General features: G+C 70.8%; 10 protein-coding genes and 1 tRNA gene. 5 read left to right on the forward strand and 6 right to left on the reverse strand.

The features are described from left to right. Positions 1–7: 7 nt before the first annotated feature. Entirely contained in the window at positions 8–2,101 is a 2,094-nt protein-coding gene (locus H7344_RS14875) for a PhoX family protein (protein WP_186346781.1), read from the reverse strand. 115 nt (positions 2,102–2,216) lie between these two features. Beyond that, on the reverse strand, positions 2,217–3,128 hold the full coding sequence (rarD, locus tag H7344_RS14880) for an EamA family transporter RarD (protein ID WP_229707173.1): 912 nt from the start codon (positions 3,126–3,128) through the stop codon (positions 2,217–2,219). Positions 3,129–3,216: 88 nt separating this feature from the next. Here rarD and H7344_RS14885 point away from each other — a divergent pair, with 88 nt between their 5' ends. After that, a complete protein-coding gene (locus H7344_RS14885; protein ID WP_186346782.1) occupies positions 3,217–3,609 on the forward strand; it encodes a hypothetical protein in 393 nt (130 codons plus the stop codon). 118 nt (positions 3,610–3,727) lie between these two features. Here the strand turns inward: H7344_RS14885 and H7344_RS14890 are convergent, their stop codons facing one another. From H7344_RS14890 to H7344_RS14900, 3 genes are all read right to left on the reverse strand, one after another. Then, a complete protein-coding gene (locus H7344_RS14890) occupies positions 3,728–4,858 on the reverse strand; it encodes a 2-oxoacid:ferredoxin oxidoreductase subunit beta (protein WP_186346783.1) in 1,131 nt (376 codons plus the stop codon). Further along, on the reverse strand, positions 4,858–6,750 hold the full coding sequence (locus H7344_RS14895) for a 2-oxoacid:acceptor oxidoreductase subunit alpha (RefSeq protein WP_373286528.1): 1,893 nt from the start codon (positions 6,748–6,750) through the stop codon (positions 4,858–4,860). The genes H7344_RS14890 and H7344_RS14895 overlap by 1 nt, the downstream gene beginning before the upstream one ends. Positions 6,751–7,086: 336 nt before the next feature. Next, a complete protein-coding gene (locus tag H7344_RS14900) occupies positions 7,087–7,578 on the reverse strand; it encodes a YajQ family cyclic di-GMP-binding protein (RefSeq protein WP_186346785.1) in 492 nt (163 codons plus the stop codon). Between the two features lie 93 nt (positions 7,579–7,671). Between H7344_RS14900 and H7344_RS14905 the strand changes: the two genes are divergently transcribed. Next, positions 7,672–7,753, forward strand: a tRNA-Tyr gene (locus H7344_RS14905). Positions 7,754–7,847: 94 nt separating this feature from the next. Here the strand turns inward: H7344_RS14905 and H7344_RS14910 are convergent. Next, the gene (locus H7344_RS14910) at positions 7,848–8,114 is read right to left on the reverse strand and encodes a metal-sensitive transcriptional regulator (RefSeq protein WP_186346786.1); all 267 of its coding nucleotides are present in this window, start codon (positions 8,112–8,114) and stop codon (positions 7,848–7,850) included. Positions 8,115–8,270: 156 nt separating this feature from the next. Between H7344_RS14910 and H7344_RS14915 the strand changes: the two genes are divergently transcribed. The 3 genes from H7344_RS14915 to H7344_RS14925 are packed head-to-tail and all read left to right on the forward strand — an operon-like array spanning position 8,271 to position 10,840. Continuing rightward, a complete protein-coding gene (locus H7344_RS14915; RefSeq protein WP_186346787.1) occupies positions 8,271–8,573 on the forward strand; it encodes a rhodanese-like domain-containing protein in 303 nt (100 codons plus the stop codon). Positions 8,574–8,580: 7 nt separating this feature from the next. After that, positions 8,581–10,008 carry an MBL fold metallo-hydrolase gene (locus H7344_RS14920; RefSeq protein ID WP_186346788.1) on the forward strand — a complete coding sequence of 476 codons (1,428 nt, stop codon included), beginning with the start codon at positions 8,581–8,583 and terminating at the stop codon, positions 10,006–10,008. Position 10,009: 1 nt separating this feature from the next. Further along, entirely contained in the window at positions 10,010–10,840 is an 831-nt protein-coding gene (locus tag H7344_RS14925) for a TSUP family transporter (RefSeq protein WP_186346789.1), read from the forward strand. The last annotated feature ends 128 nt before the right edge of the window (positions 10,841–10,968 follow it).

Genomic DNA, 10,968 nt, shown 5'->3' on the forward strand with positions numbered 1-10,968 from the left:
TCCCGGCTCAAGCGTGCTTGTAGACCACCGCGACCGAGGGCCGCGGGAAGTCGTCGGTGTGCGGCCAGGTGCTGGCCGGCGCCTCGAACGTCGCGCCGTCGATCTCACCGGGGTGCTGGACCGCGACGAAGAGCGAGCGGTCGCCGTCGGCGAGCAGCGGGCCGCAAGCCTCCGCGCCGCGGGGCACGGTGACGAACTGCTGCACGCGACCACGCTCCGCGCCGCTCGTCGGCACCCGGAAGATGCCGTCGTTCGAGCCGAGCGCGTTGCCGTCGGTGGAGATCCACAGGTTGCCCTCGGAGTCGAAGGCGACGTTGTCGGGGCAGCTGATCGGGCTGACCTGCGCCTTGTCGTAGCCCGCGAAGTAGGTCTCCTGCGCCGCCGGGTCGCCGCAGACCAGCATCAGGTCCCAGGTGAAGGTCGTGGTCGCGTGGTCCCCGCGGGCCGGGGTCAGCTCCAGCACGTAGCCGTTGCGGTTGCCCGACTTCCGCTCGAGCGGCGCGCCGAGCGAGGGGCGGGTCATCGACGAGCCGACCGGGTTGGCCTCGTCGACGGGCATCGCGTCCGAGCCGCGGTTGGAGTTGTTCGTCAGCGCGACATACACCTTGCCGTTCACCGGGTTCGGCTCGACGTCCTCGGGGCGGTCCATCCGGGTCGGGGCGACCTTGTCGGCGGCCAGCCGCGTGTCGATGAGGACGTCGGCGACGCTCATCCCGTCGACGTACGACGTGGTGTCGCTCGTGAGGCGGATCCACTCGCCCGTGCCGTCGTGGCGACCGTCCTCGGTGCCGTCGCCGGTCAGCCGGGCGACGTACAGCGTGCCGCGCGTCAGCAGCGTCATGTTGTGGCGGCGAGCGGCGGCGCTGTTGCCGGGCCGCACCTTGTCGCGGGAGACGAACTTGTAGAGGTAGTCACCGCGCTCGTCATCGCCCATGTACGCCACCGCGCGACCGTCCTTCGCGAGCGCGACGTTGGCGCCCTCGTGCTTGAAGCGGCCCAGCATCGAGTGCTTGCGGGGCGTCGACTTCGGGTCGCTCGGGTCGATCTCGACGACCCAGCCGAAGCGGAACGGCTCGTGCGGCTCGGTGGTCAGGTCGAATCGGGGGTCGACCGTCGACCAGCCCCGGCCGGCGCCGGTGACACCGATGCGCTTGTAGGAGTCGGCGTAGCGCGGGTCGAGGTCGCCGGAGGCGTCGAAGTACTGGTTGAAGTTCTCCTCGCCCGAGAGCACCGTGCCCCACGGCGTCGTGCCGCCCGCGCAGTTGTTGAGCGTGCCCATGACCCGGCGGCCGGTCGGGTCGGCGGAGGTCCTGAGGCGCGGGTCGCCGGCGGCGGGGCCGGTGACGGTGAAGGCCGTGCGCGCGCTGATCCGGCGGTTGTGCCGGGCGCGGGTGTGGTCGGCGCGGAGCCAGGACCCCGGCGTCCGGCCGCGGACGATCTCCAGCACCGACATGCCGTGGTTGAGGATCTCGATCTCCTTCTGGGTGTCCTCGTCGTAGAGATCGGCGGGGAACATCAGGTTCGGGTCGGTGTACTCGTGATTGACGACGAGCAGCGCCCGGTTCTTGCGTCCGCGCAGCGGCAGCACCCCGACGTAGTCGCAGTTGTAGCCGAACTGCCTCGCCGCCGCCTCGACCGTCTGCCGGCGGACGTCGAACCGCGGCGCGCCCTTCTCGACCGGGTCGCCCCAGCGAACGACCACGTCGCTGCGGAAGCCGTCGGGGCTGACCAGGGCGTCGCGACGGTTCGGCGGCACCGGCCGGAACGCCGTCCGCCCCAGGTCCGCCGCCACCGCGGCCCGCGCCACGCCGGCGCCCGCTCCCGCGCCGGGAGCAGCCGCCGCCGGCGCGGACGTCAGCCCGGCCAGCACGAGCGCCCCGCCACCCACAGCCGCCCCCTGCAGCACCGATCGCCGGGCTACGGCCTTCGCGACCTCGTCCCGGACGTGGCCGTGGTCGGTGGTGTTCGGCAGCGGCTGGTCGCAGGCGTCGCCACACCGGAACCGGCAGGTCAGCTTGCTGCGGGAGCCGTGCGGTCCTTGAGGCGTGAGCAGGGGCAGCACGGGCAGGTCGGTACGCGGAGCGCGGGGGAGGGTCGTCATGGCGCGGACGCTAGGGACGGCCGATGGAGCCCTGGGGAGGCCACGGGGAGCGAGCGGTGACGAGCAGGTGAACGCTGGAGATCCGCCTCCGCTGGTTGAGCAGGACGGGGGCGGCTCAGGCGGCGGTGCTGGTGGTGGCGAGGAGGCGGAGCTGGCGGCGGCGGTGATTGTTGGCCTCGAGGGTGAAGATGACGAGCGCGCCCCAGACCAGCGCGAAGCCGGCCCAGCGGGCGGGCGGCATCTCCTCGTGGAACCACAGCACGCCCAGGGCGAACTGCAGGACCGGCGTGAGGTACTGCAGGAGGCCCAAGGTCACCAACGGGATCCGGGTCGCGGCGGCGCCGAACGCGATCAGCGGGATCGCGGTCACGATGCCGCTGCTGACCAGCAGGAGTGCGTGCCCCCAGCCGTGCTGCCCGAAGCCGGACGCGCCGGTGGCGACCAGCACCCCGACGTACACGGCGGCGAGCGGCGCGACGACGGCGGTCTCGACGGCGAGGCTCTCGACCGCGCCGACGTTCGCGGTCTTCTTGGTCAGCCCGTAGGCGGCGAAGGAGGAGGCCAGCACGAGGGCGACGTACGGCGGGTGGCCGTAGTCGAGCGTCAGCACGAGCACGGCGGTGGCGGCGACGCCGACCGCGACCCACTGCGCCGGGCGGAGCCGCTCGCCGAGCACCAGGACGCCGATCAGCACGGTGACCAGCGGGTTGATGAAGTAGCCGAGCGAGGACTCCACGACGCGGTCGTTGGTGACGCCGTAGATGTAGGTGCCCCAGTTGACGCTGATCGTGATCGCCGCGGCGGTGAGCAGCAGCATCGTGCGCGGCGAGCGCAGCAGCGCGCGCAGGTGCGGCACCCGGCCGAGGAGCACCACGAGCACGCCCATCGTGAGCGCCGACCACAGGATCCGGTGCGCGAGCACCTCGACGGCGCCGGCTGGCTCGAGGAGCGGGAAGTACAGCGGGAAGCCGCCCCACAAGGTGTAGGCGGCGACGCCGAGCAGGAGGCCACGGCGCGCGTCGGACACCACGGAAGGATACGGGGCGGGGTTTGCCCGGGACGTCGTGGGGGCAGGTGGACGGTCACGTCCCCGACCCCGTGGAGGAACCACCCCCATGCGCATGCACCGCCTCGTTGCCAGCCTGATCGCCCTGGTCGTCATGGCCGCAACCCCGCTGGCCCTCGCGGCCCCGGCGACCGCTGCCGACAAGGTCAAGCGGGAGATCCGGGTCCAGGGCATCGAGCCGAAGCCGAACAAGTTCTTCATCAAGGGCGCCGTCGAGACCGGGACCTACCCGAAGTCGAAGCTCGTCATGATGCGCAAGCCCGGCGGAACCAAGAACTGGAAGACCTTCACGACGTTCAAGACCGACGGGAAGAGCAAGTTCCGCGTCCGCGTCTTCGGCCCGGCTCGGGGCCAGCAGAAGGTCTGCTACAAGGTCAAGGCGCCTTCGAGCAAGAAGTACAAGACGTCGTTCTCGAAGAGCCTCTGCGTCGTCCGCCTCTGAACCGCCTCTGATCTGTCCGCCGTTCCCGGGCGGCCTGCACGAGCACGAAGGGTCCCCGCTCTCGGGCGGGGACCCTTCGTGCTGTCGTGCTGGGGTGCTGTCGTGCTGTGGTGCTCGGTCAGACGACCGTCCAGGTGTCGCCGGAGCTGATGAGGGCGGCGAGCCGGTCGGTGGCCTCGGCGGGCGCCTCCTGCCGGGCGGTGTCGAGCTGGGTGCGGGTCTGGTCGTCGTACGTCGGCCGCTCGACGGCCCGGAAGATGCCGATGGGCGCCTGGTGCAGGTAGTCGGCCGCGGTCAGCCGGCTGATGGCGAACGCCGTCGAGGGGTCCGGGTCGTGCGCGTCGTGCACGAGCACGGCGGACTCGTCGACCTCGGAGGCCAGCGCGACGCGGACCGAGCCGCTGGCGGGGTCGCGGACGACGACCTTGGAACCGCGGCCGTCCTCGTCCGGGGCGCCGAAGCGGACCTGCTCGCCGTGGACGAGCGGGATGATCGCGTCGGCCTTGCCGTCCTTGTAGTCGCCCTGGCCCTTGATCGCGTCGAACGCGCCGTCGTTGAAGATCGGGCAGTTCTGGTAGATCTCCACCAGCGAGGTGCCGCGGTGGGCGGCCGCCGCGGAGAGCACCGAGGTGAGGTGCTTGCGGTCGGAGTCGATGGTCCGGGCGACGAACGACGCCTCGGCGCCGAGCGCGAGCGAGACCGGGTTGAACGGGTGGTCGACCGAGCCCATCGGGGTGGACTTGGTGATCTTGCCCGGCTCGGAGGTGGGGGAGTACTGCCCCTTGGTGAGGCCGTAGATCCGGTTGTTGAACAGCAGGATCGTCATGTTGACGTTGCGGCGCAACGCGTGGATCAGGTGGTTGCCGCCGATGGACAGCGCGTCGCCGTCACCGGTGACGACCCAGACCGAGAGGTCCTCGCGGGCGGTGGCGATGCCGGTGGCGATCGACGGCGCGCGGCCGTGGATGGAGTGCATGCCGTAGGTGTCGAGGTAGTAGGGGAACCGGCTGGAGCAGCCGATGCCGGAGACGAACACGATGTTCTCCCGCCGCAGGCCGAGGTCGGGCAGGAAGCCCTGGACGGCTTTGAGCACGGCGTAGTCGCCGCAGCCGGGGCACCAGCGGACCTCCTGGTCGGAGGAGAAGTCCTTCCCGGTCTGCGGTGCGGCACCCTCGGGCAGGGACGGCACCGACTCGGTGCCGGAGCGCAGGCCGGGGGTGGGGAGGTCGGTGCCGGACAGGGCGGTCATCAGGAGATCTCCTCCACGGTCGAGGTCGTCAGGTCCACGGTGATTCCCTCGGCGTCGGCAACGAGGTTGCCGATCGCCTCGGCCAGCTCGGCCGCCTTCAGCGGCAGGCCGCGGACGTGGTTGTAGCCGATGGCGTCGACCAGGTACTTCGCGCGCAGCAGCATCGAGAGCTGGCCGAGGTTCATCTCGGGCACGAGCACCTTGTCGTAGCGCTTGAGGATGTCCCCGAGGTCCTTCGGGAAGGGGTTGAGGTGGCGCAGGTGGACCTGCGCGACGTCATAGCCGGCACGGCGCACGCGGCGTACGCCGGCGCCGATCGGGCCGTAGGTCGAGCCCCAGCCGAGCACGAGCACCTTGGCGCGGCCCGACGGGTCGTCGACCTCGAGCGGCGGCAGGGACTCGGCGATCCGGTCCACCTTGGCCTGGCGGGTGCGGACCATGAAGTCGTGGTTGCCGGGGTCGTAGGAGATGTTTCCGTGGCCCTCGCCCTTCTCGAGGCCGCCGATGCGGTGCTCGAGGCCGGGGGTGCCGGGCACCGCCCAGGGGCGGGCCAGCGTCTCCTCGTCGCGGAGGTAGGGCCAGAAGTCCTTCTCCTCGGGCTGCACCGTGCCGTCCTCGAGCACCTTCTCGGGCTTGAGGACGTGGTTGCGCTCGGTGGCGAAGCTCGGCTCGATGACCGGCAGGCCGGCGGTCTCGGGGATGCGCCACGGCTCGGAGCCGTTGGCGAGGTAGCCGTCGGAGAGCAGCATCACCGGGGTGCGGTAGGTGATCGCGATCCGGGCGGCCTCGATGGCGGCGTCGAAGCAGTCGCCGGGGGACTGCGGGGCGACGATCGGGACCGGCGCCTCGCCGTTGCGGCCGAACATCGCCTGGAGCAGGTCGGCCTGCTCGGTCTTGGTCGGCAGGCCGGTCGAGGGCCCGCCGCGCTGCACGTCGACGACCAGAAGGGGCAGCTCGGTCATCACCGCGAGGCCGATCGCCTCGGACTTCAGCGCGATGCCGGGGCCGGAGGTGGTCGTCACGCCGAGGTGGCCGGCGAAGGAGGCGCCGATCGCCGCGCCGACGCCTGCGATCTCGTCCTCGGCCTGGAACGTCGTGACGCCGAAGGCCTTGTGCTTGCTGAGCTCGTGGAGGATGTCGGAGGCCGGGGTGATGGGGTAGGACCCGAGGAAGACGGGCAGGCCCGACTGCACACCGGCCGCGACGAGGCCGTAGGCCAGCGCGAGGTTGCCGGAGATGTTGCGGTAGGTGCCCGGGGAGACCGGCGCCGGCTTGATCTCATAGGAGACCGCGAACGCCTCGGTGGTCTCGCCGAAGTTCCAGCCGGCCTTGAACGCCGTGATGTTGGCGTCGCGGATGGCCGGCACCTTGGCGAAGCGCTTGGTGAGGAACGCCGTCGTCGACTCGGTCGGGCGGCCGTACATCCACGAGAGCAGGCCGAGGGCGAACATGTTCTTCGCGCGGGCGGCGTCCTTGCGGGAGAGGCCGAACTCCTTGACCGCCTCGACGGTCATGCCGGTCAGGTCGACCGGGTGCACGGCGAACTCGCCGAGCTCGGACCCGGCGTCGCCGATGAAGTCGAGCGGGTTGGCGTCGTACCCGGCTTTGGTCAGGTTGCGCGCCGAGAAGTCGTGGGTGTCGACGATGATCGTCGCGCCCTTGGGCAGGTCGCCGATGTTGGCCTTGAGCGCCGCCGGGTTCATCGCGACCAGCACGTCGGGCGCGTCGCCCGCGGTGAGGATGTCGTGATCGGCGAAGTGCACCTGGAACGACGAGACGCCGGGCAGCGTGCCCTGGGGCGCCCGGATCTCGGCCGGAAAGTTCGGCAGGGTGACCAGGTCGTTGCCGAACACCGCCGACTCCTGGGTGAACCGGTCGCCGGTCAGCTGCATGCCGTCGCCGGAGTCACCGGCGAACCGGATGATCACGCGGTCGAGCTGCTTGACCTGCTTCTGTACCTGGCTGGACACCTCGCGCCCACTTCCCTTGCTTGCTGCGTGTATTCGGACGCGGTGCGTCCGCAGGTGGAGTCGATCGTAGGGCTCAACGACTAGAACTGGAACACGTTCCAGTTTCGTGGCGTCACGACCCGACTCCTCCACGATAGAGACCGCACGGGCGCATCCGAAGTCGTCTCGCGCCAGGACGCGGACCAGACCAGTGAGTCCGGACACACCGTCCCTGGGTGAGGGCGCGTGTCACCCCGACGGGCGGGGCGGCGAGGCGGGTCAGCGGTAGTTGGTGAACTGCACCGCGAAGTCGTAGTCCTGCTGCTTGACCAGCGAGATGACGGCCTGCAGGTCGTCACGCTTCTTGGAGGAGACTCGCAGCTCGTCGCCCTGGATCTGCGCCTTGACGCCCTTGGGGCCCTCGTCGCGGATGAGCTTGGAGATCTTCTTGGCGTCCTCGGAGGTGATGCCCTCCTTGAGCGTGATGGTGATCTTCGAGACCTGCCCGGACTGGCGCGGCTCGGAGGCGTCGAGCACCTTCAGCGAGACGTCGCGCTTGACGAGCTTGCCCTTGAACACGTCGAGCACCGCGCTGGCGCGGTCGTCGGCCGAGGCGCTGATCTCGATGACCTGCTCGCCCGACCACTCGATGGTGGCGCCGGTGCCCTTGAAGTCGAACCGGGTCGCGATCTCGCGCGCGGTCTGCCCCAGTGCGTTGTCGACCTCCTGGCGGTCGATCTTGCTGACGATGTCGAACGACGAGTCGGCCATGTGTCCCTCCCGGACGTTTTTTGCGTGACGGTGCGCTGCGCTATTGTTTCTCCTCGTCGTCACCGGGGGCCAATCGCCTCCCGACGACAGCCCGGCAGGTTGCCCGAGCGGCCAATGGGAGCGGACTGTAAATCCGTCGGCTTTGCCTTCGAAGGTTCGAATCCTTCACCTGCCACTGGATGGAACCGATCCAGGCGCCGAACCCCCACCTCGTGTGGGGGTTCGTTGCATTTCGAGGGGGTTTCTCGCTCCGGCGGAGCGGTGCCCCGTCACGCGAGGGCGAGGAAGAGCTTCTCCATCTTCTTCACGTCGACGCCGTCGAGCCCCTCGTCGGACTCGGTCAGGCACTGCTGGAGCCCGGTGGCGACGATGGCGTAGCCGGCGCGCGAGAGTGCCTTGTTGACCGCAGCGAGCTGGGTGAGGACCGACTCGCAGTCCGAGCCCTCCTCCATCATCCGGATGACGCTGGCGAGGTGGCCGTTGGCGCGCTTCATGCGCGTGATGATCGGCTTGATGTCGGTGGGTTCGAGGTCCATCAGTGGCTTCCTTTCAGGGCGATCGTCTGCTCGTCGCCTGCCGTCGGTCCGGCGCTCGACCGGTGCGCCCTCAACTGTACAACCCCCTGGGGGGTTCTGCTAGTGTCGTAGATATCCCCCCAGGGGGTTCCGGCCGGACCAGTGAGAGGGCACGAGATGCACGAGATCGACATTGACCAGGCGGCAGCCGTCCACGGCGCCGGAGCGGCGTTCGTGGACGTCCGCGAGCCGGCCGAGTACCGCGAGGGCCACGTGCCCGGCGCCCGCAACGTCCCGATGAGCGAGCTGACCGCGCGCCTCGACGAGCTGGACCGCAGCCGCCCGGTCCACGTCGTGTGCGCCTCAGGGAACCGCAGCAGCGCCATGACCGACGTCCTGACCGCCGCCGGCTTCGACGCGATCAACGTCGCGGGCGGCACCAGCGCCTGGATCCGCTCCGGACGCCCGATCGAGAAGTGAGCAGACGATGATCCCCAGCTTCCGAGGCAAGACGACCGAGGGTGCCGCGCCGCTGACGGTCCGCGTCATCGAGACGCCGGCGCTCGGCGACCGCACCTACGTGGTCCACGACGGCGAGGTCGCCTTCGTCATCGACCCCCAGCGCGACATCGACCGCGTCCAGCAGGTCCTCGGGGACGACGGTGTCCGCCTGACGCACGTGTTCGAGACCCACATCCACAACGACTACGTCACCGGCGGGCTGGCGCTCGCCGAGGCCGCCGGCGCGGCGTACCTCGTCAACGCCGAGGACGACGTCTCCTTCGACCGGACCCCGGTCCGCGACGGCGAGGTCGTCGAGGTGGGCAGCCGGATGCGGGTCCGCGCCATCGCGACCCCCGGGCACACCTTCACCCACCTGTCCTACGCGCTCTCGACGGTCGCCGACGGCCACGAGGAGCCGTACGCCGTGTTCACGGGCGGGTCGCTGCTCTACGGCGCGACCGGGCGGCCCGACCTGCTCGGCTCCGAGCACACCGACGCACTGGTGCGGCACCAGCACGCCTCTGCCCACCGGCTCGCGACTGAGCTGCCCGACGCGGCCGAGGTGTACCCGACCCACGGGTTCGGCTCGTTCTGCTCGGCGACCCAGTCGGATGCCACCTCCTCGACGATCGGGCAGGAGAAGCACTCGAACCCGGTGCTGACCGAGGACGAGGAGACCTACGTCCGCGAGCTTCTCGACGGTCTGGGCGCGTGGCCGGCCTATTACGTCCACATGGGGCCCGCGAACGCCCGCGGACCGCAGGCGCCGGACCTCTCCCCGGTCCAGGAGGCCGACGCGACCGAGCTGCGCCGCCGCATGGAGGCCGGCGAGTGGGTGGTGGACCTCCGGAACCGCACCGCGTTCGCCGCTGGTCACGCCCCGGGCACGGTCAACTTCGGGCTCGACGGCGCCTTCTCCACCTACCTCGGCTGGCTCATCGAGTGGGGCACCCCGCTCACCCTCCTCGGGGAGACCGCCGAGGACGTCGCGACCGCGCAGCGCGAGCTGGTTCGCATCGGCATCGACCGGCCCGCCGCGCAGGCCACCGGCGGCCCCGAGCAGTGGACGACCGGCGAGGTCGCCCACTTCCCGACCGCGACGTTCGCCGACCTCGCCCAGGTCCGCCACCACCGCCAGGTCGTCGTCCTCGACGTCCGTCGCGCCGACGAGCACGCCAAGGCCGCCATCGGCGGCGCGGTCAACATCCCCGTCCACGAGCTGCCGCGCCGCGTCGCAGAGGTCCCCGCCGGGGAGGTGTGGGTGCACTGCGCCGGCGGCTACCGCGCCTCGATCGCGGCGTCCTTCGTCGCCGCCGCCGGCCGCACCCCGGTCGCGGTCGATGACACCTTCGACAACGCCGAGAAGGTTGGGCTCCACCTCGTCAGCTCCAGCGACGGGTCGCAGGACTGACATGAGCCTCGCCGTCGTGATCGTCGCGGTCGCCGCCGGCGCCCTGATCGGATTGTCGTTGGGGGCGCTGGGCGGGGGCGGCTCGATCATGGCCGTCCCGGTCCTGGTCTACGCACTGGACCAGTCCGCGGCGCAGGCGACGACCGGTTCGTTGGTCGTGGTCGGGGTGACCTCGCTGATCGCGGCGGTCACCGCCCACCGGGCAGGCAACGTGCTCCTCGGCCGTGGCGTGCTGTTCGGTGCGGTGGCGATCGGCGGCGCCGCGGCGGGAGCGAAGGCGGCCGCGCACGTCCCCGACGACGTGCTCCTCGCGGCGTTCGCGGCCCTGATGCTCCTCGTCGGAGCCCTCCTGACGTGGCGACAGCTGCGCCACCACCGCGGTGCGGGCGAGCACCGCCAGCGGCCGACGCTGGACGACCCGATCATCACGTTCAGCCCGACCTTCGCCTGCCAGTGCCCGCGCGCCCTGAAGGTGCTGATCACGGCCACCGCAGTCGGGCTGCTGACCGGGTTCCTCGGCGTCGGCGGCGGGTTCCTGGTCGTCCCGGCCCTGCTCCTCGCGCTGGCACTGCCGATGGAGTACGCCGCCGGCACCTCCCTGGTTGTCATCACCATCACCAGCGCATCGGCCCTCGTGGTCCGCGCCGGCACCGGGACCAGCCCGGACTGGGGTCCGGTCCTCGCCCTCACCGCAGCATCCGCCCTGGCGGCCGTCGCCGGAGCTCGCCTGGCGGACCGGGTCGACACCGACCGACTGCAGCAGGTCTTCACTGCTCTGGTCCTCGGCGTCGCCGTCTTCACCGCAACCCAGGCCCTCCCCGCCCTGACCTGACCTGACTGTGAGGCTTCCCTCTGCAGCCTGATGGTGCTGGGCTGTGGTTGGCAGCCGCGGGCGTGACTCTTGCACTGACTGGCTTCGTGCCTTTGTGAGGACTTGTCCGCTCGGGGTTGTCGGCCCCG

It is taken from the genome of Nocardioides deserti (genome assembly GCF_014266025.1).
In the GTDB taxonomy this organism is placed as follows: Bacteria; Actinomycetota; Actinomycetes; order Propionibacteriales; family Nocardioidaceae; genus Nocardioides; species Nocardioides deserti.

What these genes read in the sequence shown, in the direction of transcription:
- H7344_RS14875 (WP_186346781.1), bottom strand. Translation starts at nt 2,101, where the DNA reads ATGACGACCCTCCCCCGCGCTCCGCGTACCGACCTGCCCGTGCTGCCC.
- H7344_RS14885 (WP_186346782.1), top strand. Translation starts at nt 3,217, where the DNA reads ATGCGCATGCACCGCCTCGTTGCCAGCCTGATCGCCCTGGTCGTCATG.
- H7344_RS14890 (WP_186346783.1), bottom strand. Translation starts at nt 4,858, where the DNA reads ATGACCGCCCTGTCCGGCACCGACCTCCCCACCCCCGGCCTGCGCTCC.
- H7344_RS14895 (WP_373286528.1), bottom strand. Translation starts at nt 6,750, where the DNA reads ATGCAGCTGACCGGCGACCGGTTCACCCAGGAGTCGGCGGTGTTCGGC.
- H7344_RS14900 (WP_186346785.1), bottom strand. Translation starts at nt 7,578, where the DNA reads ATGGCCGACTCGTCGTTCGACATCGTCAGCAAGATCGACCGCCAGGAG.
- H7344_RS14910 (WP_186346786.1), bottom strand. Translation starts at nt 8,114, where the DNA reads ATGGACCTCGAACCCACCGACATCAAGCCGATCATCACGCGCATGAAG.
- H7344_RS14915 (WP_186346787.1), top strand. Translation starts at nt 8,271, where the DNA reads ATGCACGAGATCGACATTGACCAGGCGGCAGCCGTCCACGGCGCCGGA.
- H7344_RS14920 (WP_186346788.1), top strand. Translation starts at nt 8,581, where the DNA reads ATGATCCCCAGCTTCCGAGGCAAGACGACCGAGGGTGCCGCGCCGCTG.
- H7344_RS14925 (WP_186346789.1), top strand. Translation starts at nt 10,010, where the DNA reads ATGAGCCTCGCCGTCGTGATCGTCGCGGTCGCCGCCGGCGCCCTGATC.